This is a genomic window from Streptomyces sp. TRM70350, assembly GCF_019219825.1.
In the GTDB taxonomy this organism is placed as follows: Bacteria; Actinomycetota; Actinomycetes; order Streptomycetales; family Streptomycetaceae; genus Streptomyces.
Map to the genome: position 1 here is coordinate 1 of NZ_JAHUXH010000041.1, position 25492 is coordinate 25492.

A 25492-nucleotide genomic window follows, 5' to 3' on the forward strand; every position below is an offset into this window, starting at 1 on the left:
GAGCTGCTCCGCCTCCGGCGCCTGGTAGTACGCCGACAAGCCCTGGAACTGCGCATGCACGTCAGCGCCCGCGTCACGGACGTTCCCCGCGTCCGTCTTCAGCGCCGCGTAGTCCGTCTCCAACTGGGCCAGGTCGCCAGTGAACTGTGGGATCTGCTCCGGCTTGATCACGCTCAACTGCCCCCGCTCGTCCGCGCGTCATCGGACCGACTATCCATCAGCGGATCATCATATAAGAGGGGGTGCTGCGTCTGAGGGGGCGAGAAGTTTGTTACGAGAGTGGGAAGTTACGGCGTGCACGGGTCCGCGGTCCGCCATAGCTCGCGGGCACGCCGGGAGTTGAGTCCTCGGCCAGCAGGATCCCCCCGAGGAGCGCCCCGCCGACGCCGGTGGAGTGCGGGGCCGTTCCAGCAACCGGCGTGCCGTGCATACGGACGTCCTGTTCCGCCAGGTGCAGGGCCGTGCGGGCGAGGGTGTCCGCGGTGAGGGCCTCCTCGGTCATGAGCCGTTGCGCCGCCGCGAGGCGTGTCCGGGCCTCGGCGCCCACCACTCCCCGATGCGTCGCCACGAAGTCGGCCGCGGCCGCCGTGGCGCTCCGGGCGACCAGCTCACCGGCCACCGGCAGCACCCCGGCCCGCCCCGCCGCGACCGGCGTGACGGCCCGCACGATCCGGCGCAGGGTGTCGAGGGGGTCGTACGGCCCGGCGGTCAGCGTTTCGCGTACGGCGGTCAGGACCGCGTCGGCGTGCATGATGCGCGACTCCAGCTCGCCGAGGGGGATATCGGCTACGGCACCCTCCGCCATCTCCGCCATCTCCGCCCACTCCGCCGCCCGTTCCCGCGCCCCCGCGATCTCCGCCTCCGCGCCCGTGAGGGCCGCCGGTATCAGCGTCCCGGCCGTCGACACCTCCCCGGCGAGTCGGTCGACGGCGGTCACGAAGATGGCGGCCTGATCGACCGCGCCCTCGGCTGCCCGCAGGTGCGCGGCGGCGCGGTCGGGATCGCCCAGGTCGGCGGACTGCCGGGCCTGGTTGAGATGGAGGGTGGTGAACAGCAGGCGGTCCTTGGCCTGTTCGACGAACCCGACGACGGGAGCCGCCGCCGTGGACGCGTACCGCCTGCCCAGCTCCGCCAGGGTCGCCTCCGCCGTCGACGTACGCCCCGCCGCTTCCCTGAACCGCGCCTCCGCGACCTCCAGCGCCGCCCCGATCCCCCGCTCCAGTCCCCGTACCGCGTCGAACCCCGCCGCCTCGGCGTCCAGCCGCCGCCCGGCCTCCGTGCACCGCCCGACGATCCCGGCGAGCGCCTGCCGCCGGGCCGATGCCTCGGACGGGACCCCGTCGTCGTACCGCTGCCGCATCGCGAACGTGGCCGACAGTTCCCACTCCGCCTCCCGTACCGCCCGGGCGAAGGGGGCCATCGCCTCATGCCCCAGCGCCGCCTCGGCGAAGGCGAGTTCCTCGCGGCTGGTGCGGACGCAGTCGTCGGCCTGGACCAGTAACGCCTGCGTCCGTTCGTCGAGTTCGGTGAGGGGCGCGGGGGCGGCGGGCGTGGCGGACGGGAGGCCACCCGGTGTCGTACGGGTGCGGGTCCGACGGGTCCGGCGCAGGTAGCCGTACACGGCCAGCACCGCCGCCGTGCCCAGGACGATGAGCGGGAGAACGAGGTCGGCGGTGGGCGTCTCCTCCACCTCCTCCTGTGCTGCCGCGCTCCGGGCCGGGCCCACGGGAGTGATCACACCCGGACGGTCACCGCTCGACGAGGCCGTCAGCTCGGGCCACACCAGCCACAGCACCGCGACCACCCCGCCGAGCAGCCCGTGCACGACCCGCACGGATATGTGGGAGGTCGTGCGCCGGGGCCGGCCGCGCAGCGAGGAGGGCGTCACATTTCGGAGCGTATGGGCAGGAATGCGGCTCCGCGAGTGGTGTGCGTCCCTTACGGGAACTGCGCGCGGCTCGCGAGCGGGCCGGAGGATGCGGCGCGTGCCTCCGAGACCGCCGTCATGTAATCCGTTCGTCGGACAAACGCCATATGTGCTTTCCCTGCAAGGGTTCCCCTGTTAGTTGTGGAGTGGCTGGGGACGTCCTGCGTTCCACGCCACTTCTCCTATCCCTGTGAGGGGTCACCGTTTCATGCCAGCACTACTCACCAGCAAGGTCGCTCGGCGTGCCCTGCGGCCCATCACGACACGGATCGACCAGCGCGTGGAGCGCGAGGTCAGACGGGTGCTCGAAAACACCTCCTACGGCGCCGTGCACCAGGAGCTGAAGCAGGTGCGCAACCGCCAGCGGCCCCTGGAGCTGTTCTTCGACGGGACCGGGCGCGGTGTGTCGCGGTTGCCGTCGGCGTCTCACCTGAACGGGCTGATCGAGGAGCTGACGCGGGTCACCGGGGACCGGGCGGACGCGGAGCGGGCCGTCGCGCAGGCGTTCCGGCTGCTCATCGCGATGGAGGCGCTGGGCGTCGGCCGGATCGCCGGCGGCACGATGAACATCTGCGGCAAGCTCTCCGCCGTACCGCTGCTCGATCCGCCGAACGACGACATCCTGGAGATCGGCACGCTGTACGGCATGTTCGGCGCGGCCCTGACCCGGATGATGGAGCGGGCGGGGCGGGACCCGCGGCTGACGATCGTCGATCCGCTGGCCGGTGAGCAGCTCCAGCCCGGTACCAGCCTGGGCGCGGATGTGACGGGCACGCCGGTGCGCGAGGCCGCCGTGCGCGGCAATCTGGCGCTGGCGGGCGCCGCCGGTGCCGCGGCCCGGATCCAGCGGGGCTTCTCCGAGGACCCCGAGGTGCGCGCCGCCGTCTCCGACCGTGCCTACGGCGTGGTCGTCGTCGACGGCGACCATTCCGCCGAAGGGGTGGCCAAGGACCTGGAGTGGGCGGAGCAGATCGTCGCGCCCGGCGGGATCGTCGTGCTCGACGACTTCGGGCACCCGAAGTGGCCGGGCATCAAGGAGGCCTTCGACAAGCACATGACCTCCGACACCCGGTTCACCTTCCTCGGACAGGTCGTGCACTCGGGGTATCTGCGGGCCTCAGCTCCCTGACGAGGCGGGTCGGCGGCGGATCTTGTTGCCGAGCCAGACCAGGGGGGCGTACTTGCGGTCGACGGCCCGCTCCTTCAGCGGGATCAGGGCGTTGTCCGTGATCTTGATGCCCTCGGGGCAGACCTCCGTACAGCACTTGGTGATGTTGCAGTAGCCGAGGCCGTGTTCGTCCTGGGCGGTGCGTTTGCGGTCCAGGCCGGACTCGGCCGCCGCGTCCAGCGGGTGCATGTCCAGTTCCGCGACCCGCATCAGGAAGCGGGGGCCCGCGAACGCCTGCTTGTTCTCCTCGTGGTCGCGGACCACATGGCAGATGTCCTGGCACAGGAAGCACTCGATGCACTTGCGGAACTCCTGTGACCGGTCCACGTCCTCCTGCATCATGCGGTACTCGCCGGGGCCGAGACCGGGCGGCGGGACGAAGGACGGGACCTCCCGTGCCTTCTCGTAGTTGAAGCCGACGTCCGTGACGAGATCGCGGATCACCGGGAACGCCCGCAGCGGCGTCACCGTGATCGTCTCGTCCCGGGTGAACACCGACATCCGGGTCATGCACATCAGCCGGGGCCGCCCGTTGATCTCGGCGGAGCACGAACCGCACTTGCCCGCCTTGCAGTTCCAGCGCACGGCCAGGTCGGGGGCCTGGGTGGCCTGGAGGCGGTGGATGATGTCCAGGACGACCTCGCCGTCGTTGACCTCGACCTTGAAGTCCTCCAGGCCGCCCCCGTCCGCGTCCCCGCGCCACACCTTGAAGCGGGCCTCGTAGCTGCTCACTCGTACAGCTCCTCTTCAGCGAGGTACTTGACCAGCTCCTCCTTGTCGAACAGGGCGAGCAGGTCGGGGCGGATGGGTTCGGTGGTCTCGCGGGTGAGCGTGATCTGGCCCCGGACCGGGTCCGTGGCCGCCAGGCCGCCCGTGGGGTCGGTGAGCGCGCAGAGCAGGTTGATACGGCGCCACCTGCGGTCCATCGACGGATGGTCCTCGCGGGTGTGGCCGCCGCGCGACTCGGTGCGCTCCAGCGCGGCCCGCGCCACGCACTCGCTGACCAGCAGCATGTTCCTGAGGTCCAGGGCCAGGTGCCAGCCCGGGTTGAACTGGCGGTGGCCCTCGACGCCCGCGCGCCGGGCCCGTACCCGCAGCTCGGCCAGCTTCTCCAGGGCCTGCTTCATCTCCGGCTCGCGGCGGATGATGCCGACCAGGTCGTTCATCGTCTGCTGGAGCTCCTGGTGGAGGGTGTACGGGTTCTCCGGCGGGCCACCGGCCGGTTCCTCCCTCTCCGCCTCGGCGGAGAACGGGCGCAGGGCCTCCGCCGCCGCCGAGGACACCTGGCCGTCGTCCACCCGGGGGCGGGCCGCCGCCACCCCGGCCGCGTACTCGGCGGCGTGCAGTCCCGCCCGGCGCCCGAACACCAGCAGGTCGGAGAGAGAGTTCCCGCCGAGGCGGTTGGAGCCGTGCATGCCGCCCGCCACCTCACCGGCCGCGTACAGCCCCGGCACTCCGCGCGCCGCCGCCGAGTCGGACTCGACGGCGATGCCGCCCATCACGTAGTGGCAGGTGGGCCCGACCTCCATCGCCTCGGCCGTGATGTCGACGTCGGCCAGCTCCTTGAACTGGTGGTACATCGACGGCAGCCGGCGCTTGATCACCTCGGCGGGCATCCGCGTCGACACGTCCAGGAAGACACCGCCGTGCGGGGAGCCCCGGCCCTCCTTGACCTCGGCGTTGATGGCCCGGGCGACCTCGTCGCGGGGGAGCAGCTCGGGGGGACGCCGGTTGTTGTCCGGGTCGTCGTACCAGCGGTCGGCCTCGTCCTCCGTCTCGGCGTACTTCTCCTTGAAGACGTCCGGGATGTAGTCGAACATGAACCGCTTGCCGTCAGAGTTCCTGAGCACGCCGCCGTCGCCGCGGACGGACTCCGTGACGAGGATGCCCTTCACCGAGGGCGGCCAGACCATGCCGGTCGGGTGGAACTGCACGAACTCCATGTTCAGCAGGGGCGCGCCCGCGAGCAGCGCCAGCGCGTGGCCGTCGCCGGTGTACTCCCACGAGTTCGACGTGACCTTGAACGACTTGCCGATGCCGCCGGTCGCGATCACCACGGCGGGGGCTTCCAGGACGAAGAAACGGCCCGATTCCCGCTCGTAGGCGAAGACACCGCTCACCCGGGAGCCGTCCTTGAGGACGCGGGTGACCGTGCACTCCTGGAAGACCTTCAGCCGGGACTCGTAGTCGCCGGTCTCCTTGAAGTCCTCCTGCTGGAGGGCGACGATCTTCTGCTGGAGGGTGCGGATCAGCTCAAGGCCCGTGCGGTCGCCGACGTGGGCCAGGCGCGGGTACTCGTGGCCACCGAAGTTGCGCTGCGAGATCCGGCCGTCCTTCGTACGGTCGAACAGGGCACCCCAGGTCTCCAGCTCCCACACCCGGTCCGGGGCCTCCTGGGCGTGCAGCTCGGCCATCCGCCACTGGTTGAGGAACTTGCCGCCGCGCAGGGTGTCACGGAAGTGCACCTGCCAGTTGTCGTGCGGGTTGGCGTTGGCCATCGCGGCGGCGATCCCGCCCTCGGCCATCACCGTGTGCGCCTTGCCGAACAGCGACTTGCAGATCACGGCCGTACGGGCGCCGCGCTCGCGTGCCTCGATGGCGGCACGCAGTCCGGCGCCGCCCGCGCCGACCACGACGACGTCCCACTCCTGTCGCTCCACCACGGACATCAGAAAAACCTCGGATCGTCGAAGACACCGGATGCGACGAGATAGACGTAGAAGTCGGCGAGCGCCACGCTCACCAACGACGTCCAGGCCAGCAGCATGTGACGGGCGTTCAGCTTCCCGACCCACTGCCACATCCGGTAGCGCACCGGGTGCTTGGAGAAGTGCTTGAGCTTGCCGCCGACGATGTGCCGGCAGGAGTGGCAGGAGATCGTGTACGCCCAGATCAGCACGATGTTGACGAGGAACACGAGGGTGCCGAGGCCCATGTGGCCCCACTCGTAGTTCTCGTCGCGGAAGGCGAGCACGGTGTCGTACGTCAGGATTCCGGCGACGAGGACCGCGGCGTAGAAGAAGTACCGGTGGATGTTCTGCAGCACCAGCGGGAAGCGGGTCTCACCGGTGTACTTCTTGTGCGGCTCGGCCACCGCGCAGGCCGGCGGGGACGCCCAGAAGCCCCGGTAGTAGGCCTTGCGGTAGTAGTAGCAGGTCAGGCGGAAGCCGAGCGGGAAGATCAGGATGATGATCGCGGGGGAGAGGCCCCACCAACTGCCGAAGAGCTCCCAGTTCGGGCCCGCCTTCATCGGCTCGCAGTTCTCCGCCAGGCACGGCGAGTAGAAGGGCGAGACGTACGGGGCCGCGTAGTAGTCGGCGTTCGCCAGGGCCCGCCAGGTCGAGTACACGACGAAGGCGAGCAGCCCGGCGGCGGTGGCGGCCGGCGCCAGCCACCAGCGGTCGGTCCGCAGGTGCGGGGCGGCGATCGCGGCGCGGCCGGCGGACCGGACGCCGCCGGGGGGATGGGGATCTGTGGTTGTGGGTTCCGTACCAGTGGCCAAGGTGTGACTCCGGTCGGTTGAGACTCGGGCCGGTCAGGGAGCGCGTCGGTCGCGGGCGCCGAGTCCCTCGTCGTCCGTGTCGACCCACAGGCTGTTGTCGTACGGGGTGTCGGGGATGGTGACGAGCTCCGGGCGCCGCTGCGCGGCCGGTGTGCTGGCCGCCTCGCGGAGCAGCGCGACGCTCTCGCGCAGGTGTTCGCAGTCGGTGCGGACGCGGCGTATGTCGAGCCCGCCGGTGCCGAGCTGCTGCTCCAGGCGGCCCAGCGACCGGGACAGGTCGTCCAGGCAGCGCTGCACCGATGTCAGTTCGTCGTGCACGGACATGACGTGACCTCACTTCCGTCGGCCCAGCGGCCGTGGGTGGCAACGGTCATGCGCCTGCGAGTGTTGCGCGTCACACCTGTCGCTGGGAAGGGACGTGCACCGATTGGCCGAGGCGCACCGGTGCATCCCGTGGTGCGTTGCGCCACACGGGTGGGCTTACCGGCCGTGGCCGCCGTGTCGCCCGGTGTTGCCGAACCCTTTCCTCTTCAGTGGCCGCATAGGGCCGAAAGATCTGATCAGCTCCATATACCGCCAAAAGTGATCGTAACCCCCGCGGCTCCCGGAGGTAAGCAGAGATGTCCCACGACGGCGTCGGCCTGCGTGCTGTGATGCGCTCGGTCGCCTTCCTCACCGCGGGTGTGCTCGCGGTGCCCGCTCTGGCCGGGTGCGGCTCGGACGACAAGGCCGGCAAGCCGCTGGTCGGACGGAACATCGCGCCGGCCGCCCGGGCGCAGGTGGCCGACGGCGGCACCCTGCGCTGGGCCGTGGACGCCGTACCGGAGACGCTGAACACCTTCCAGGCCGATGCCGACGCGACCACCACGAAGATCGCTCAGGCCGTGCTGCCGTCGATGTACCGGATGAACGACAGCGGGCGGCCGGAGATCAACCCCGACTACCTGGAATCGGCCGAGGTCGTCGAGACCGAGCCACGGCAGGTGGTCCTCTACAGGCTCAACCAGCAGGCCGTCTGGAGCGACGGCCGGGAGATCGGCGCGGCCGACTTCGCCGCCCAGTGGCGGGCCCTGTCCGGGAAGGACAGCGCCTACTGGACCGCGCGCAACGCCGGGTACGACCGCATCGAGCGGATCGAGCGGGGCAAGAGCAACCTGGAGGTCAAGGTCACCTTCGGGCGGCCCTACGCCGACTGGAAGTCGCTGTTCACGCCGCTGTACCCGAAGGAGGTCATGGGCACGCCCGACGCCTTCAACGACGGGGCGCGCACGAAGCTGAAGGTCACCGCCGGGCCGTTCACCGTGGAGAAGGTCGACAAGAAGAAGGACGAGGTCACCCTCGTCCGCAGTACGCGCTGGTGGGGGGAGCCGGCCAAGCTCTCCAAGATCGTGCTGGTGGCCGTGGAGCGGGAGAAGCGGGCCGAGGCGCTGGCCGCCGGGACCGTGGACCTCGCCGAGGTCGACGCCGCCACCGCCCAGCGCATCGACCTCGCCGGGCGCCCCAAAGGGACCGGTACGCCGCTCCAGGGCTCGAAGGCGGAGGGCGCCAAGGACATGGGGGCGCTGGGCCGCTACGAGGTCCGCAAGTCGCTGGAACCGGCCTACACCCAGCTCGCCCTCAACGGCGCCGACGGTCCGCTCGCCGACGAACGGGTCCGCCGGGCCGTGGCCCGCGCCCTCGATCGCGAGGAGCTGGCGGAGGTCGTCCTGAAGCCGCTGGGGCTGCCCGCGGTGCCGGTCGGCAGCCACCTCGCACTGTCCGGGCAGGCCGCGTACGCCGACAGCAGCGGGGCGCTGGGAGGCCAGGACACCAAGGAGGCGCAGGCGCTGCTCGCGGACGCGGGGTGGGTGCGCGGGGGGCCGCTGAAGGACCCGAAGAAGAAGGAGGAGAAGGAGCAGGAGAAGGCGGCGGGCGCGGAGGGCAAGTCGGCGTCGCCTTCGCCTTCGTCGTCGGCGGGGGAGGACGACGGGACGTACATCGTGGGGGAGGAGGACGGGAAGGCGGGGGAGGACCCCGAGGGGCGTGACCGCCAGGACCAGGAGGAACCCCCGCATCTCGCGCAGGACGGCAAGCAGCACGTCGGGCAGGGTGGCGGGGCGCAGGGGGCGTACGCCCCCAAGGGCACCGCCGCTCCGGGGGCCGCGGCCGGGCCGCTCGCCAAGGACGGCAAGCAGCTCACGCTGCGCTTCGTGCTGCCGTCGGGGTCGGGGTCCGACACGCTGCACAAGGTCGCGGACCGTATCTCGCGCATGCTGCAGCGGGTGGGGATCCGCACGGAGACGACGAAGGTCTCCGACGCCAGCTACTTCAAGGATCACATCGCGAACGGTGAGTACGATCTCGCGCTGTACTCCTGGCCCGCGTCGGCGTTCCCCGCGACCGACGCGCGGCCGATCTACGCCAAGCCGGTACCGGCCGCCGACGGCTCGCTGACCGTCGAGCAGAACTACACACGGGTCGGCACGGACCAGGTCGACCAGCTGTTCGACCAGGCCATCGCCACGCTGGACGAGGAGGAGTCCCGCGACCTCGTCCGCAAGGCCGACTCCCGCATCTGGGCCGCCGCCGGCTCGATCCCCCTCTACCAGCGCCCCCAACTCACCGCCGCCCGCAAGAACCTCGCCAACACCGGCTCCTTCGGCTTCGAGACACCGGTGTACGAGGACATGGGCTTCCTGAAGAAGGCCAAGAAGACGGTGCAGGCGGCCCGCGACTGACCGGGGCTCCGCCCGGCGAGCGGAACCGGGTGACGGCCGAAGCGGACGTCGTAACTGGGGGCACGCGTGCTGGGGCTGTGTGTGGGGGTTGGGTTCTGGTGTTGTCGGTGGTGTTGGGGCTGTGTGTGGCGGTGGGTTCTGGCTGTCGCCCGTGGTGTTGGGGCTGCGTGGCGGTTGGGTTCTGACTGTTGCCGGTGGTGCTGGGCTGTGCGTGGCGGCTGGGCTCTGACTGTTGCCGGTGTACTGGGGCTGTGCGCCGCGGTTGGGTTCTGACTTCGCCCGTAGTGCCAGGGCCGCGGGCCTCAGCTGGGTCGTGACTGCGGCCCGCACCGCCCGGGCCGCCCGTTGCATCCGTGCCCCGCGCCGCTCGCGGCCGTGTCCGGGGTGTTGCCCTGGCTGCTGTCGTCCGTGTGGCTGCCCGCCCCGTGTGCTGGCCGGTGTCGGGGCTCGCTCTTGTTGCTGTCGGGGCCGCGCTCTTTCGTCGTGGCTGTGCTGTCGCCGTTCGTGCAGCGGCCGCAGCTGTGTCCCGCGGCTGCCGTCCGCATGGCCGCCCGCGGCCGTGCCCGGGTCGCCCGTCGCAGCTGTGCCCCGGCTGTCGTCGCGGCTCACCTCGCCGCTGCCGCAGCCGCGTCCTGCCGTCGTAGCCGCGCTGCCGCCACCACCCCAGCCACCCCCTCTCCGCAGCCGCCCTTGCTGCGCGGGCAGTCGTGCCGCTGGGGCGGCGCGGGTGGGCGCAGGGGCGGCACGTGGCGTCGGGCTGTGCGTCCGACCTGTGGCACCGACGTCGGTTACCTGTCAACGCCGGGCTGGGCGACCGCCCCGGGCACCCACGAACGCCGGGCTGGGCGACCGCCCGGGCACCCACGTACGCCGACCTGCGCAGCCGCCCTCCCCATAACGCTCCCCACCTGCCCCAACACATCCCCGCAAGCCCCACTCACCGCGGCCCCGTACCATGGGGTGAGGCCGTGGCGTGTCAAGCCCGGCAGGGCGCGCGTAACACAGTCCTACGCGCAGCCGTCCTCACCATCCCGGGAGAACGCCGCAATATGGCCACGCGCCACGACATCCGTAACGTCGCCATCGTCGCCCACGTCGACCACGGCAAGACGACCATCGTCGACGCCATGCTGAAGCAGGCCGGTGCCTTCGCCGCGCACCAGCTGGAGTCGGTCGACGACCGCGTCATGGACTCGAACGACCTGGAGCGTGAGAAGGGCATCACGATCCTCGCCAAGAACACCGCGGTGAAGTACCACCCGAAGGACGGCGGGGACCCGATCACCATCAACATCATCGACACCCCCGGCCACGCCGACTTCGGCGGTGAGGTCGAGCGGGGGCTGTCCATGGTCGACGGCGTGGTCCTGCTCGTCGACGCCTCCGAGGGGCCGCTGCCGCAGACCCGCTTCGTGCTGCGCAAGGCGCTGCAGGCCCGGCTCCCCGTCATCCTGTGCATCAACAAGACCGACCGCCCGGACGCCCGTATCGACGAGGTCGTCAACGAGACCTACGACCTCTTCCTCGACCTGGACGCCGACGAGGACCAGATCGAGTTCCCGATCGTCTACGCGTGCGGCCGGGACGGGATCGCCTCCCTCACCAAGCCCGAGGACGGGACCGTCCCCACCGACTCCACCAGCCTGGAGCCGTTCTTCTCCACGATCCTGGAGCACATCCCGGCCCCGACCTACGACGAGGGCGCCCCGCTCCAGGCACACGTCACCAACCTCGACGCCGACAACTTCCTCGGCCGTATCGCGCTGCTCCGCGTCCAGCAGGGCGAGCTGCGCAAGGGCCAGACGGTCGCCTGGATGAAGCGCGACGGCAGCGTGCAGAGCGTCCGCATCTCCGAGCTGCTGATGACCGAGGCCCTCACCCGCGGCCCCGCCGAGAAGGCCGGCCCCGGTGACATCTGCGCCGTGGCCGGTATCCCGGACATCATGATCGGCGAGACCCTGGCCGACACCGAGAACCCGGTCGCGCTGCCGCTCATCACGGTCGACGAGCCCGCCATCTCGATGGTCATCGGCACCAACACCTCCCCGCTGGTCGGCCGTGGCGCCACCGGCAAGGGCGCCGACAACAAGGCGGCCGTGAAGGACCGTAAGGTGACGGCCCGTCAGGTCAAGGACCGCCTGGACCGCGAGCTGATCGGCAACGTCTCGCTCCGCGTCCTCGACACCGAGCGCCCGGACGCCTGGGAGGTGCAGGGCCGCGGTGAGCTGGCGCTGGCCATCCTCGTCGAGACCATGCGCCGCGAGGGCTACGAGCTGACCGTCGGCAAGCCCCAGGTGGTCACCAAGGACGTCGACGGCAAGGTCTACGAGCCGGTCGAGCGCATGACCATCGACGTGCCCGAGGAGCACATGGGCGCGGTCACCCAGCTCATGGGTGTGCGCAAGGGCCGGATGGACAACATGTCCAACCACGGTTCGGGCTGGGTCCGCATGGAGTTCGTCGTGCCGTCCCGCGGCCTGATCGGTTTCCGGACGGAGTTCCTCACCCAGACCCGCGGCACCGGCATCGCGCACTCCATCCACGAGGGCTTCGAGCCGTGGTTCGGCCCCCTGCAGACCCGTAACAACGGCTCGCTCGTCGCGGACCGTGCCGGTGCCGTCACCGCCTTCGCGATGACGAACCTCCAGGAGCGCGGCGTGCTCTTCGTGGAGCCGGGCACCGAGGTGTACGAGGGCATGATCGTCGGCGAGAACTCCCGCTCCGACGACATGGACGTCAACATCACCAAGGAGAAGAAGCTCACCAACATGCGCTCCTCCACGGCCGATGTGACCGAGTCCATCGTGCCGCCGCGCAAGCTGTCGCTGGAGCAGTCCCTGGAGTTCTGCCGCGACGACGAGTGCGTCGAGGTCACCCCGGAGGCGGTGCGCATCCGCAAGGTCGTGCTCGACCAGCGCGAGCGGGCCCGCGCCGCGAGCCGCGCCAAGCACGGCTGACGGCCTCTCAAGGGCCCTGTGAAAGGACCCGGCCCCCTCCGTCACGGGAGGGGGCCGGGTCCTTGGGCTGGGACCGTTCAGCAGCCTGTCAGCAGCTCGTGAAGCCCTGTTCGGATATCGGTGCTCCGGCGATCAAGTTTCGGACATGTAAACAAAAATCCCTCCCGCTATGTCTAGTTCGCCGGTTTTCCGTCTCACCTGTCAAGCGCGCGCAGGTGTCAATCTTTGCAATTTTTGCTCAAAAAATGGACGGTAGGGAGATCCCTGTGCCTTCCGCCCTTGACGCGCGTTGATGCCCTTGGCGAAAGTTCCCCCAAACCACAGAACCTGCCGGTATCTGTGCTGCGCTCAGCTCTCCAACCCCCCGGGGGAAGAACACACATGACCAGTCCAACCAAGGCCGAGGGCTCCGGGTCCACGGTCGCCTTGGACCCAGAGCTCGAAGCGACCTCCGAGGTCGCCAAGGGAGCGAAGAAGCTCGAAGGCCGTTCCCCCGGGCAGTTGATGTGGCAGCGCTTCAAGCGTGACCGTACAGGGATGATCTGTGCCGGCGTAGTGATTTTCTTCTTCGCCATCGCCCTGCTGGCGCCCGTGCTCACCGCGATCAGTGGCACGAACCCGTACACCCTGTACGGACAGGACCCCACCTACGCGGACAAGCCCGTGCTGGACGAGTTCGGTCTTCCGCTGGGCTACTTCGGTGGGGTCTCCGCCGACCACTGGTTCGGCGTGGAGCCGCAGTACGGCCGTGACCTCTTCGCCATGCTGATGTACGGCATGCGGACCTCGCTGTACATGGCGGTGGGTGTGGCCACCCTGCTGACCATCACCGGTGTGATCATCGGTGTCGTCGGCGGCTACTTCGGCGGCCGCGTCGACTTCTGGCTCGGCCGGGTCACGGACTTCTTCCTGTCCTTCCCGTCGCAGCTGTTCTTCATCGCCTTCATGCCCGTGGTCACCGCCTTCTTCGTGGACCCCAGGGAAGAGACGCCCACGTACTTCCGAGCGCTGGCCATCCTGATCGTGCTGTGGGTCCTCGGCTGGATGGGCATGGCCCGACTCGTCCGCTCCGTCGTGCTGGCACTGCGTGAGCGCGAGTTCATCGAGGCTGCCAAGGTTTCCGGCGCTTCGCCGGCGCGGATCATCCGCAAGGAGATCCTGCCGAACATCGTCACGCCGGTGCTGGTGCAGTACACGTACCAGCTGCCCAGCACCATCCTGACCATCGCCTTCCTCTCCTTCGCGGGTGTCGGCTTCGTGGAGCCCACCCCGGACTGGGGACGACTGTTCGCCGCCGGTGCGCAGTACACCCAGCAGGACCCGGCCTTCATCTTCTTCCCGGGCGTGGCGCTGGTGATCTTCATCCTGTGCTTCAACCTCCTCGGAGACTCCGTACGGGATGCCTTCGACCCCAAGTCCGGGCGCTAGACCGTCCATTGGTGGGGGGTGGCTGCCGCCCCCGCGTCGGCCTACCAGCCGCGTCAGGCAGTACTCATGGATAACAACGACAGGTAGGTGCATACGCCTCATGAAGTCGCTCAACTCGCGCAGAGCGCGCGCCATAGTGGTCGCCATCGCGGCCGGCTCCCTCGCGCTCACCGGCTGCTCGGAGAACACCGGCGGCAGCTCCGGAAAGAACTCCAAGGAAGACCAGGAGAAGGCCAAGGAGCAGTCGAAGGGCGTTGCCTACCTGGACGCCGCGGCCTCGGCCGGCCCGGCCGAGGAGGTCCCGGGCGCCAAGCCCGGCGGCACCATCACGGTCTACCAGGAGTCGGCCCTGACCCACATGGACCCGGGCCAGATCTACGTCTCCGACGCCGGTCAGTTCGCCAACCTGGTCTTCCGCGGCCTGACCAACTTCCAGGAGGACGGCAAGGGCGGCGTCGCGGTCGTCGGTGACCTCGCGACCGACTCGGGCAAGGCGTCCAACGACAACAAGACCTGGACGTTCACGCTCAAGGACAACCTCAAGGACGCCAACGGCAACCCGATCAACTCGGCCGACGTCCGTCACACCATCGAGCGTCTGTACGCCGAGTTCATCTTCGACGGCCCGACCTTCCTGCAGTCCTGGCTGAGCGGCGCGGACTACCGCAAGGCCCTGCCGGACGGCGGCTTCGGCAACAAGCACCTGCCGGACTCGGTGCTGGAGACCCCGGACGACAAGACCATCGTCTTCCACTTCGACAAGCCGCGCCCCGACCTGCCGATGGCGCTCGCCATGCCGGGCTACTCCATCGTGCCGGAGGAGACCGACACGAAGGAGAAGTACGACCAGGCCCCCGTCGCCACCGGTCCCTACAAGATTTCGGAGTTCAAGGCGGGCAAGTCCCTCAAACTCGTCAAGAACGAGAACTGGGACCCGAAGTCCGACGCCGTGCGCCACCAGTACGTGGACGGCTGGAACTTCCAGTTCGGTGTCACCGAGTCCACCCAGACCAAGCGTCTGATCGCCGACCAGGGCGACACCAAGAACGCCATCCAGTTCACCGGCACCGTCGACGCCACCCAGATCCAGGACGTCATCGGCGACCCCGAGGTCAAGAAGCGCACGATCCAGGGCTACGCGCCCTACGTCATGCAGCTCACCTTCAACCTGGACCGGGTCAAGAACAAGACGGTCCGTGACGCCGTGACCTACGCGGTCAACTCCAAGTCACTCATCGCCGGTGAGGGCGGTGCCTACGGCGGTGACGTCGCCCCGAACCTGTTCGCCCCGACCCTGCCGGGCTACGACCCGACGTACGACCCGTACGGCCGCCTGAAGACGCCGGCCGGCAACATCGAGAAGGCCAAGGAACTGCTCGCGGACGTCCCGGCCGCCGAGAAGAAGCTCGTCTTCGCCTACGCCAACTCCGAGGCGGGCCAGAAGCGCAAGGTCGCCATCGAGGACGCGCTGACCAAGGTCGGCATCGACGTCGTCGCCAAGGAGATCGACGCGGCCAGCTACTACGAGCAGATCGGCAAGGTCGACAACCCGTACGACATCTACATCACCGGCTGGGGCCAGGACTGGCCGTCCCCGGCCACGGTCGTCACCCCGGTCTACGACGGTGACCTGGTCGGCGACGGTCAGTCGAACTACTCGCACATCAACGACCCCAAGGTCCAGGAGCTGATCAACAAGGCCATCACCCAGCAGCCCGAGGAGGCGGCCAAGACCTGGCAGGAGGCGCACAAGCGCATCCTCGAAGGCGTCAACCCCGCCGCTCCGCTGTGGTACGTCAAGCAGTTCCAGCTCTACGGTTCGAACATCGGCGGTGCCCGCTACAGCACCGAGTCCAGCTACATCGACGTCACCCGACTGTTCCTGAAGTCGTAACTCTCTACGGCTGATCGCGGGGGTACGCACCAGGCGGAGCGTGCCCCCGCGGTTCCGTGAAACCATCCACCGTCTCCGCAGAGAGCAGCCCCCACCGCCATGCTTCAGTTCATCCTCCGGCGCTCAGTCGGTGCTGTCTTGACCCTGATTCTCATCGGCGCCGCGACCTTCTTCCTCTTCGTCGCCGCGCCGTCCGACTACGCCTCCCTGGCCTGCGGCAAGGACTGCTCGCCCGACAGACTGGAAGACATCCGCCACGCCCTGGGGCTCGACCAGCCGCTCGCGCAGCAGTTCTGGGAGTTCATGTCCGGCATCGTCGCCGGCCGCGACTTCCCGCAGGGCAACTGCCCCGCTCCGTGCCTCGGACGGTCCTTCTACTACAACGAGAACGTCTGGGACCTCATCCTGGACCGCCTCCCGCTGACCGTCTCCCTCACCGTCGGCGCCCTGGTCGTCTTCCTCACCGTCGGCATCGGCGCGGGCATGCTCGCCGCCTACCGGCGCGGCACCGTCGTGGACAAGGCCGCCACCGGCGCGTCCATGGTGCTCAGCTCGTTCCAGATCTACTTCCTCGGCCCGATCGTGCTGCTGATCTTCGTGTACAGCACCGGCTGGATGGATGACCCCAAGTACGTGCCGTTCACCGAGGATCCGGTCGGCTGGCTGGTCGGGCTGTCCATCCCGATGGTCGTGATGGCCACCATCTTCACCGCGCAGTACACCCGTATGGCGCGCTCCTCGATGATCGAGCAGCTCCAGGAGGAGCACGTGCGCACGGCCCGCGCCAAGGGCATGCCCCGCAAGTACGTCTTCTTCCGCTACGCCTGGCGGGGATCGCTCATCCCGATCGTCACCGTCCTCGGCATGGACCTCAGCGCCCTGCTCGGCGGCGGTGTCGTCACCGAGATCACCTTCTCCCTCCAGGGCATCGGCCGCCTCGCCGTCGACGCCGCGGTCAACAAGGACCTCCCGCTGACGATGGGTGTCATGCTGGTCGGAGCGTTCTTCATCCTGCTCCTGAACATGATCGTCGACATCGCGTACGCCTGGATCGACCCGCGCGTCCGGCTCTCCTAGGAAGAACGAACCACCGTGACCACACTGACCAAGACCGAGGACGCCCCGGCCCCGACCGGGCCCGAGAGCTTCCTCTCGGTCCGTGACCTGCGGGTGCAGTTCTCCACCGAGGACGGCATCGTCAAGGCCGTCGACGGCCTCTCCTTCGATGTCGAGCGCGGCAGGACCCTGGGCATCGTCGGCGAGTCCGGCTCCGGCAAGTCCGTCACCAACCTGACGATCCTGGGCCTGCACAACCCGCGGACCACCACCATCGACGGCGAGATCGTCCTCGACGGCAAGGAACTCGTCACCGCCACCGAGAAGGAGCTGGAGAAGCTCCGCGGCAACAAGATGGCGATGATCTTCCAGGACCCGCTGACCGCCCTCTCGCCGTACTACACGGTGGGCCGCCAGCTGTCCGAGCCGTTCATGAAGCACACCGGCGCCTCCAAGAAAGAGGCGAAGGACCGGGCGATCCAGATGCTGGAGAAGGTCGGCATCCCGCAGCCGAAGGTGCGCTTCGACGACTACCCGCACCAGTTCTCCGGCGGTATGCGCCAGCGCGCGATGATCGCCATGGCCCTGATGTGCGACCCCGACCTGCTGATCGCCGACGAGCCGACCACCGCGCTCGACGTGACCGTGCAGGCGCAGATCCTGGACCTGCTCAAGGACCTCCAGCAGGAGTTCGGCTCCGCGATCATCTTCATCACCCACGACCTCGGCGTCATCTCCAACATGGCCGACGACCTGCTGGTGATGTACGCGGGCCGGGCCGTGGAGCGCGGCAGTGTCAAGGAGGTGCTGCGCACGCCGAAGCACCCCTACACCTGGGGTCTGCTCAGTTCCATGCCGCGGCTGGACGGCGACATCCACCAGGAGCTCACCCCGATCCCGGGCACCCCGCCCTCGCTGCTCAACCCGCCGTCGGGCTGCCCCTTCCACCCGCGCTGCGCCTTCAAGGACAAGGTGTCCGGCACCCTCTGCACGAACGTGCGGCCGCCGCTCGGCGAGGGCCGCGCCGCCGCCTGCCATCTGACGGCCGAGCAGAAGCAGACCATCTTCATCGACGAGATCCAGCCCCGGCTGCGCTAGGGAGAACCGAGATCATGAGCGACAACCTCACCCTCCCCGCACAGCAGGCCGCCACCGGCACCGGGTCCGAGACCCTCCTGGAGGTCAAGGGCCTGACGAAACACTTCCCGATCTACGGTGGTTTCCCGATCAAACGCAAGGTCGGCGCCGTGCAGGCGGTCGACGGGGTCGACCTGACCGTCGGCGTCGGCGAGAGCGTCGGCCTGGTCGGCGAGTCCGGCTGCGGCAAGTCGACCACCGGCCGGCTGATCACCCGGCTGCTGGAGCCGACGGCGGGGCAGATCACGTACGCCGGACGGGACATCACGCATGCCTCGCGCCGCCGGCTGGCGCCGGTGCGGTCCGAGATACAGATGATCTTCCAGGACCCGTACTCCTCGCTGAACCCCCGGCAGACCGTCGGCACCATCATCAAGTCGCCGATGGAGGTCAACGGGATCAACCCCGAGGGCGGCCGGGAGAAGAAGGTCCGTGAGCTGCTGGAGCTGGTCGGCCTCAACCCGGAGCACTACAACCGCTTCCCGCACGAGTTCTCCGGCGGTCAGCGTCAGCGCATCGGCGTGGCCCGCGCCCTGGCCCTGAACCCGAAGCTGATCGTCGCCGACGAGCCGGTCTCCGCGCTCGACGTGTCGATCCAGGCCCAGGTGGTCAACCTGCTGCAGAAGGTGCAGGAGGAGCTGGGCATCGCGTTCGTCTTCATCGCGCACGACCTTGCGATCGTCCGGCACTTCTCGCAGCGCGTGGCGGTGATGTACCTCGGCAAGGTGGTCGAGGTCGGCGACCGGGACTCCATCTACAACCGGCCCCGGCACCCGTACACCCACGCCCTGCTCTCCGCGGTCCCCGAGGTGGAGATGGACGACGAGGGCGAGCAGCGCGAGCGGATCCGCCTCTCCGGCGACGTCCCTTCGCCGATCCACCCACCGTCCGGCTGCCGCTTCCGCACCCGCTGCTGGAAGGCGCAGGACAAGTGCGCCACCGAGGAGCCGCCGCTGGTCCAGATCTCCGGCAACCACGCCGGCCACCTGACGGCCTGCCACTTCCCGGAGGAGCCGACCACGGAGGCCCGCGACGAGGACGTCGTCATGGACCCGGCGCTGAAGGCGCTGGAGGAGGCCCAGGACCACAACTGAGCCCGCCCTTGAGGCCCTCGGGACCCGCGTCTTTCGGTTCCCGGGGGCTTCGCGCTGTTCCGGCAGGGGCCTAGCCTGTCCGCCGTACGACGCTGATGATCTCCGGGCTCGCGCCCGTGAACGGCCCCCGCCCCCAGTCGCCGTACCGCTGACCCACGACGAGACCCGCCTCGGCGAGGAACCGGTCCAGCGCCTCCACGTCGAGGAACCTGATCGTGCTGTGGCTGACCTGCGGCACGTCCCAGCGCGGACCGTCGAACGTCTCGGTGAACGACACCCGCCCGCCCCGGACCGGCGTCAGCGCCTCGTGCCACACCCGCACCACGTCCCCGTCCGGGCCGCGCACCTCGCGGATCCGCTCCGGGGTCCACGTCTCCCAGGCCCGGACGCCCGGATTGCGGGTGTCGAACACGAACTCCCCGTCCGGCCGCAGGCTCGCGCGCACCGCGGCGAGCGCAAGCCGCAGGTCCTCGTCGGTGATCAGCTCCTGAAAGGCGTGCCCGGTCATCACGACCAGGTCGAACTCCTCCCGCCACGCCGTGCAGCGCAGGTCGCCCAGCACCCACTCCACCTCGCGGGTCCCGCGGCGGCCCTGCACGAGCATGGCGGCGGCCGGGTCGAGCCCGGTCAGCCGCCCTCCGTGCCCGGCCTGCCGGGCCCGCCGCAGCAACCGCCCGGTACCGCAGCCCACGTCGAGCACGGAATCGGCGGACATCACCAGGTCGAGGTAGAAGTCGTCACCCGTGCCCCACGGATTGAGGGCGTCATACAGCTCGGCGAGTAAGGCGTCACCGAAGGAACGATCAACCATCCGGGCAGTGTGCCTGCTGTACGGCCGATCAGTACAGAAGTCCGGGGATTTACGGCGGGGGAACGGATGTCGCGTGCTGTCGGTAGCCCGAAGAGCCGCCACCGCGTGCATTACGCACCGTATGCGTCAATATTGGCCGATAACGGGTGAGGATAGTGGTCGACAACGGGTCAGCGTCCCGGCGCTGGCGGCAGCGCATCCCGAGGAGGCATCCCATGCGCGGAGCACAGCACGCCCGATGGGCCGCGTGCGCGGTGGCCCTCGCCCTCGTGGGCGCCGCCTGCGGCGGGGTCGGCGGCAGCGGTGACAGCGGTGCGGTGCTCAGCTCCTCCTGGGGCGACCCGCAGAACCCGCTGGAGCCCGCCAACACCAACGAGGTGCAGGGCGGCAAGGTCCTCGACATGATCTTCCGCGGGCTGAAGAGGTACGACCCGGAGACCGGCAAGGCCGAGGACATGCTCGCCGAGCGCATCGAGACGACCGACTCCCGGAACTTCACCGTCACCGTCAAGGACGGCTGGACCTTCAGCAACGGCGAGAAGGTCACCGCCCGCTCCTTCGTCGACGCCTGGAACTACGGCGCGAGCCTGCGGAACAACCAGCGCAACGCCTACTTCTTCGGCTACATCGAGGGCTACGACAAGGTGCACCCCGAGGGCGGCGGCGAACAGAGCGCCGAGACGCTGTCCGGCCTGAAGGTCACCGGCGAGCGCACCTTCACCGTGCGGCTGAAGCAGAAGTTCTCCAGCTTCCCCGACACCCTCGGCTACGCCGCCTTCGCCCCGCTGCCCCGGGCCTTCTTCGACGACCACGACGCGTGGCTGGCCAAGCCCGTGGGCAACGGCCCCTACACCGTCGACTCGTACGTCAAGGGCTCCCGGATGTCACTGCGCGCCTGGGACGGCTACCCCGGCCCCGACAAGGCGCAGAACGGCGGCGTGGACCTGAAGGTCTACACCGACAACAACACCGCCTACACCGACCTCATGGCCGGCAACCTCGACCTCGTCGACGACGTCCCCGCCTCCCAGCTGAAGAACGTCAGGAAGGACCTCGGCGACCGCTACCTCAACACCCCCGCCGGCATCCTGCAGACCCTCGCCTTCCCCTACTACGACAGGAACTGGAACAAGCCCGGCATGGACAAGGTCCGCAAGGGCCTGTCCCGGGCGATCGACCGCGAGCAGATCACCCAGACCATCTTCCACCGGACCCGCACCCCGGCCACCGACTGGACCTCACCGGTCCTCGGCGAGGACGGCGGCTACCAGGCGGGGCTGTGCGGTGAGTGGTGCGAGTACGACGCCGCCGAGGCCAAGCGGCTCATCGAGGAGGGCGGCGGGCTGCCCGGCGGCCAGGTGAGGATCACGTTCAACGCCGACACCGGCTCGCACAAGCAGTGGGTGGACGCGGTCTGCCACTCCATCAACAACGCCCTCGACAACGACCGCGCCTGCGTCAGCAACCCGGTCGGCACCTTCGCCGACTTCCGCGGCCAGATCACCGACCGCGAGATGACCGGCCCGTTCCGCGCCGGCTGGCAGATGGACTACCCGCTGATCCAGAACTTCCTCCAGCCGCTCTACTACACCAACGCCTCCTCCAACGACGGCAAGTGGAGCAACAAGCAGTTCGACGACCTGGTCGACAAGGCCAACGCCGAGACCGACACCGCCCAGGCCGTGGCGACCTTCCAGCAGGCCGAGGAGGTCGTCCGGGACCACATGGCCGCCATCCCGCTCTGGTACCAGAACGGCAGCGCCGGCTACTCGGAGCGGCTGTCCGACGTCCGGCTCAACCCGTTCAGCGTCCCCGTCTACGACGAGATCAAGGTCAGCTGAGGCGGCGCCATGGGACGGTACGTCGTCCGGCGGCTGCTGCAGATGATCCCGGTCTTCGTCGGGGCCACCCTGCTGATCTTCCTGATGGTCAATGTGATGGGCGACCCCATCGCGGGCCTGTGCGGTGAACGGGAGTGCGACCCGGCGACGGCCGCCCAGCTCAGAAAGGAGTTCGGCCTCGACAAGCCGGTCTGGCAGCAATACCTGACCTACATGGGCAACGTCTTCACCGGCGACTTCGGCACCGCCTTCAACGGCCAGCCGGTCACCGAGCTGATGGGCAGCGCCTTCCCCGTCACCATCCGGCTGACCGTCGTCGCGATCCTCTTCGAGATCGTCATCGGCATCACCCTGGGCGTGATCACCGGCCTGCGCCGCGGCCGCCCGGTCGACACCGGCGTCCTGCTGGCCACGCTGGTCGTCATCTCCGTCCCCACCTTCGTCACCGGCCTGCTGCTGCAGCTGCTGCTCGGCGTCGAGTGGGGCTGGGTCCGGCCGTCGGTGTCCTCCGAGGCCCGCTTCGACGAGCTGATCCTGCCGGGCCTGGTCCTCGCCTCCGTGTCCCTGGCCTACGTCACCCGCCTGACCCGTACCTCCATCGCGGAGAACCGCCGCTCCGACTACGTCCGCACGGCCGTCGCCAAGGGCCTCCCCAGGCGCCGGATCATCACCCGCCACCTGCTGCGCAACTCCCTCATCCCCGTGGTCACCTTCATCGGCACCGACATCGGCGCCCTGATGGGCGGCGCCATCGTCACCGAGCGCATCTTCAACATCCACGGCGTCGGCTACCAGCTCTACCAGGGCATCCTGCGCCAGAACACCCAGACCGTCGTCGGCTTCGTGACCGTCCTCGTCCTGGTCTTCCTGCTCGCCAACCTCCTCGTCGACCTCCTGTACGCCGTACTCGACCCGAGGATCCGCTATGTCTGACACCAGGGAACCCGAGCGCGTCATCGCCGGCACGGGCATGGGCGGTGGGATGGACCTCGCCACCAGCGAGGCGGAGACGCTGGAGCGGGCGCCGGGCGGCCCGGACGACGGCGGCCCGTCCGGCAGGCCCCGCTCCCTGTGGTCCGACGCCTGGCACGACCTGCGCCGCAACCCGGTCTTCATCGTCTCGGCCCTGGTGATCCTCTTCCTGATCTTCATCTCGCTCTGGCCGTCGGCGATCGCCCCCGGCAGCCCGTTGCGCTGCGACCTCGCCAGGGCCCAGGAGGGCTCCCAGCCCGGCGCCCCCTTCGGGTACGACGGTCAGGGCTGCGACGTCTACACGCGCACGGTCTACGGCGCCCGTACGTCCGTCGCGGTCGGCGTCTGCGCCACGCTCGGGGTCGCGGCCCTCGGCAGCGTCCTCGGAGGACTCGCCGGGTTCTTCGGCGGCGTAGGGGACTCGATCCTGTCCCGGATCACCGACATCTTCTTCGCGATCCCGGTCGTCCTCGGCGGTCTGGTCCTGCTGTCGGTGGTGACCAGCAACACCATCTGGCCGGTCATCGGGTTCATGGTGCTGCTCGGCTGGCCGCAGATCTCCCGGATCGCCCGCGGCGCGGTCATCACGGCCAAGCAGAACGACTACGTCCAGGCCGCCCGCGCCCTCGGCGCCTCCCACGCCCGCCTGCTGCTGCGGCACATCGCGCCCAACGCCGTCGCGCCGGTGATCGTCGTGGCGACCATCGCGCTCGGCACGTTCATCGCGCTGGAGGCCACCCTGTCGTACCTCGGCGTCGGACTGAAGCCGCCCAGCGTCTCCTGGGGCATCGACATCTCCGCCGCCTCGCCCTACGTCCGCAACGCCCCGCACGCCCTGCTCTGGCCCTCCGGGGCGCTGGCGGTCACCGTGCTGGCGTTCATCATGCTCGGCGACGCGGTGCGCGACGCCCTCGACCCCAAGCTGAGGTGAGGTGCCGTCATGCTGCTGGACGTACGTGACCTGCACGTGGAGTTCCGCACCCGGGACGGGGTCGCCAAGGCCGTCAACGGCGTCACCTACAGCGTGGACGCGGGCGAGACCCTCGCCGTGCTCGGCGAGTCGGGCTCCGGCAAGTCCGTCACCGCGCAGGCCGTGATGGGCATCCTCGACATGCCGCCGGGGCGGATCACCGCCGGGGAGGTCCTCTTCCGGGGCAGGGACCTGCTCGGGCTCAAGGAGGAGGAGCGGCGCAAGGTCCGGGGCGCCGAGATGGCGATGATCTTCCAGGACGCGCTGTCCTCGCTGAACCCCGTGCTGACCGTGGGCGACCAGCTCGGCGAGATGTTCGTGGTCCACCGGGGCATGTCGCAGAAGGACGCCAGGGCCAGGGCCGTCGAGCTGATGGACCGGGTGCGGATCCCGGGCGCCAAAGAGCGGGTGAGGCAGTACCCGCACCAGTTCTCCGGCGGTATGCGCCAGCGCATCATGATCGCGATGGCGCTGGCCCTGGAACCCGCCCTGATCATCGCCGACGAACCCACCACCGCCCTCGACGTCACCGTCCAGGCCCAGGTGATGGAGCTGCTCGCGGAGCTGCGGCGGGAGCTGGACATGGGGCTGATCCTCATCACCCACGACCTGGGCGTGGTCGCCGACGTCGCCGACCGGATCGCCGTGATGTACGCGGGCCGGATCGTGGAGTCGGCGCCGGTGCACGACATCTACAAGGCACCGGCACACCCGTACACACGCGGCCTGCTCGACTCCATCCCGCGCCTGGACCACAAGGGCCGGGAGCTCTACGCGATCAAGGGCCTGCCGCCGAGCCTGCTGAACATCCCGCCGGGCTGCGCCTTCCACCCGCGCTGCCCGATGGCCCGGGACGTGTGCCGGACGGACGTACCCCCGCTGTACGAGGTGTCCGAGGAGCGGGGCAGTGCCTGCCACTTCTGGAGGGAGTGCCTGCATGGCTGAGCCGATCCTGGAGGTCACCGGGCTCGTCAAGCACTACCCGCTCACCACGGGCATCCTCTTCAAGAAGCAGGTCGGCTCGGTGAAGGCCGTCGACGGCGTCGACTTCACGCTCCACCGCGGCGAGACCCTCGGCATCGTCGGGGAGTCCGGCTGCGGCAAGTCGACGGTCGCCAGGATGCTGGTGAACCTGGAGAAGCCGACGGCCGGGGTGATCCGGTACAAGGGCGAGGACATCACCACACTGTCCGGCAGGGCGCTGAAGGCCGTCCGGCGCAACATCCAGATGGTGTTCCAGGACCCGTACACCTCCCTCAACCCCCGGATGACGGTGGGCGACATCATCGGTGAGCCGTACGAGATCCACCCGGAGGTGGCGCCGAAGGGCGAGCGGCGCAGGCGAGTGCAGGAGCTGCTGGAGGTCGTCGGCCTCAACCCCGAGTACATCAACCGCTATCCGCACCAGTTCTCCGGCGGTCAGCGACAACGCATCGGCATCGCCCGGGGGTTGGCGCTGCGCCCGGAGATCATCGTCGCCGACGAACCGGTCTCCGCGCTGGACGTGTCCGTGCAGGCGCAGGTGATCAACCTGATGGAGCGGCTGCAGAACGAGTTCGCCCTCTCCTACGTCTTCATCGCGCACGACCTGTCCATCGTCCGGCACATCTCGGACCGGGTCGGGGTGATGTACCTCGGGCGGATCGTGGAGACCGGCACGGACGAGGAGATCTACGACCACCCCACGCACCCCTACACCCAGGCCCTGCTCTCCGCCGTCCCCGTGCCCGACCCGGAGGCCCGTGAGCACCGGGAGCGGATCATCCTCGCCGGTGACGTGCCCTCCCCGACGAACATCCCGTCCGGCTGCCGCTTCCGCACCCGCTGCTTCAAGGCCCGGGAGCGCTGCGCCCTGGAGGTCCCGGCGCTGGCGGTCCCCGCGGAGTTCCGGCTGGCCACCGGCCCGGCGGCCCACCCGTCGGCCTGCCACTTCGCGGAGGAGAAGCAGGTCGTGGCGCCCGGGGAGACGCGGTAACACACAGGCAACTCCACTGACCCTTTTCCGATATACGGACGCG

The 25492-nt window shown here is 69.3% G+C and carries 19 protein-coding genes; 13 read left to right on the forward strand and 6 right to left on the reverse strand.

The features are described from left to right. Window positions 1-271: 271 nt before the first annotated feature. Window positions 272-1888, reverse strand: coding sequence for a hypothetical protein (locus tag KWI83_RS34420; protein WP_308122346.1), 1617 nt, complete (start codon window positions 1886-1888; stop codon window positions 272-274). Between the two features lie 247 nt (window positions 1889-2135). Here KWI83_RS34420 and KWI83_RS34425 point away from each other — a divergent pair, with 247 nt between their 5' ends. Next, entirely contained in the window at window positions 2136-3056 is a 921-nt protein-coding gene (locus KWI83_RS34425) for a class I SAM-dependent methyltransferase (RefSeq protein ID WP_218518313.1), read from the forward strand. Here the strand turns inward: KWI83_RS34425 and KWI83_RS34430 are convergent. The 4 genes from KWI83_RS34430 to KWI83_RS34445 are packed head-to-tail and all read right to left on the reverse strand — an operon-like array spanning window position 3045 to window position 6921. Then, window positions 3045-3827 (reverse strand): succinate dehydrogenase/fumarate reductase iron-sulfur subunit, encoded by a 783-nt coding sequence (locus KWI83_RS34430; protein WP_218518314.1) that lies wholly within the window; start codon window positions 3825-3827, stop codon window positions 3045-3047. The genes KWI83_RS34425 and KWI83_RS34430 overlap by 12 nt on opposite strands. Continuing rightward, window positions 3824-5764, reverse strand: coding sequence for a fumarate reductase/succinate dehydrogenase flavoprotein subunit (locus tag KWI83_RS34435; protein WP_218518315.1), 1941 nt, complete (start codon window positions 5762-5764; stop codon window positions 3824-3826). The genes KWI83_RS34430 and KWI83_RS34435 overlap by 4 nt, the downstream gene beginning before the upstream one ends. Beyond that, window positions 5764-6597 carry a hypothetical protein gene (locus tag KWI83_RS34440; protein ID WP_218518316.1) on the reverse strand — a complete coding sequence of 278 codons (834 nt, stop codon included), beginning with the start codon at window positions 6595-6597 and terminating at the stop codon, window positions 5764-5766. Before KWI83_RS34440 ends, KWI83_RS34435 begins: the two co-directional genes overlap by 1 nt. A gap of 33 nt (window positions 6598-6630) precedes the next feature. Next, window positions 6631-6921 carry a hypothetical protein gene (locus tag KWI83_RS34445; protein ID WP_218518317.1) on the reverse strand — a complete coding sequence of 97 codons (291 nt, stop codon included), beginning with the start codon at window positions 6919-6921 and terminating at the stop codon, window positions 6631-6633. Window positions 6922-7217: 296 nt separating this feature from the next. Here KWI83_RS34445 and KWI83_RS34450 point away from each other — a divergent pair, with 296 nt between their 5' ends. The 7 genes from KWI83_RS34450 (at window position 7218) to KWI83_RS34480 (ending at window position 18880) form a co-directional block, all read left to right on the forward strand. Next, window positions 7218-9314, forward strand: coding sequence for an ABC transporter family substrate-binding protein (locus KWI83_RS34450; protein ID WP_218518318.1), 2097 nt, complete (start codon window positions 7218-7220; stop codon window positions 9312-9314). 1049 nt (window positions 9315-10363) lie between these two features. Continuing rightward, window positions 10364-12271, forward strand: a complete 1908-nt coding sequence (typA, locus tag KWI83_RS34455) for a translational GTPase TypA (protein ID WP_218518319.1) — start codon at window positions 10364-10366, stop codon at window positions 12269-12271. Window positions 12272-12652: 381 nt separating this feature from the next. Then, window positions 12653-13699, forward strand: coding sequence for an ABC transporter permease (locus KWI83_RS34460; RefSeq protein WP_218518320.1), 1047 nt, complete (start codon window positions 12653-12655; stop codon window positions 13697-13699). A 100-nt stretch (window positions 13700-13799) separates the two neighbouring features. Next, a complete protein-coding gene (locus tag KWI83_RS34465; protein WP_218518321.1) occupies window positions 13800-15593 on the forward strand; it encodes an ABC transporter substrate-binding protein in 1794 nt (597 codons plus the stop codon). A 99-nt stretch (window positions 15594-15692) separates the two neighbouring features. After that, the gene (locus tag KWI83_RS34470) at window positions 15693-16670 is read left to right on the forward strand and encodes an ABC transporter permease (RefSeq protein WP_218518322.1); all 978 of its coding nucleotides are present in this window, start codon (window positions 15693-15695) and stop codon (window positions 16668-16670) included. A gap of 15 nt (window positions 16671-16685) precedes the next feature. After that, entirely contained in the window at window positions 16686-17747 is a 1062-nt protein-coding gene (locus tag KWI83_RS34475) for an ABC transporter ATP-binding protein (protein WP_218518323.1), read from the forward strand. Window positions 17748-17761: 14 nt separating this feature from the next. Beyond that, complete coding sequence (locus KWI83_RS34480; protein WP_218518324.1) at window positions 17762-18880, forward strand: ABC transporter ATP-binding protein; 1119 nt, start codon at window positions 17762-17764, stop codon at window positions 18878-18880. Window positions 18881-18950: 70 nt separating this feature from the next. Here the strand turns inward: KWI83_RS34480 and KWI83_RS34485 are convergent, their stop codons facing one another. After that, window positions 18951-19691: a trans-aconitate 2-methyltransferase gene (locus tag KWI83_RS34485; protein ID WP_218518325.1), complete on the reverse strand. Its 741-nt coding sequence runs from the start codon at window positions 19689-19691 to the stop codon at window positions 18951-18953. 215 nt (window positions 19692-19906) lie between these two features. Between KWI83_RS34485 and KWI83_RS34490 the strand changes: the two genes are divergently transcribed. The 5 genes from KWI83_RS34490 to KWI83_RS34510 are packed head-to-tail and all read left to right on the forward strand — an operon-like array spanning window position 19907 to window position 25449. Further along, complete coding sequence (locus KWI83_RS34490; RefSeq protein WP_218518326.1) at window positions 19907-21532, forward strand: ABC transporter substrate-binding protein; 1626 nt, start codon at window positions 19907-19909, stop codon at window positions 21530-21532. A 9-nt stretch (window positions 21533-21541) separates the two neighbouring features. Next, window positions 21542-22465: an ABC transporter permease gene (locus KWI83_RS34495; RefSeq protein ID WP_218518327.1), complete on the forward strand. Its 924-nt coding sequence runs from the start codon at window positions 21542-21544 to the stop codon at window positions 22463-22465. Then, a complete protein-coding gene (locus tag KWI83_RS34500; RefSeq protein WP_218518328.1) occupies window positions 22458-23435 on the forward strand; it encodes an ABC transporter permease in 978 nt (325 codons plus the stop codon). Before KWI83_RS34495 ends, KWI83_RS34500 begins: the two co-directional genes overlap by 8 nt. Before the next feature lie 9 nt (window positions 23436-23444). After that, the gene (locus KWI83_RS34505; protein ID WP_218518329.1) at window positions 23445-24419 is read left to right on the forward strand and encodes an ABC transporter ATP-binding protein; all 975 of its coding nucleotides are present in this window, start codon (window positions 23445-23447) and stop codon (window positions 24417-24419) included. After that, the gene (locus KWI83_RS34510; protein ID WP_218518330.1) at window positions 24412-25449 is read left to right on the forward strand and encodes an ABC transporter ATP-binding protein; all 1038 of its coding nucleotides are present in this window, start codon (window positions 24412-24414) and stop codon (window positions 25447-25449) included. Before KWI83_RS34505 ends, KWI83_RS34510 begins: the two co-directional genes overlap by 8 nt. The last annotated feature ends 43 nt before the right edge of the window (window positions 25450-25492 follow it).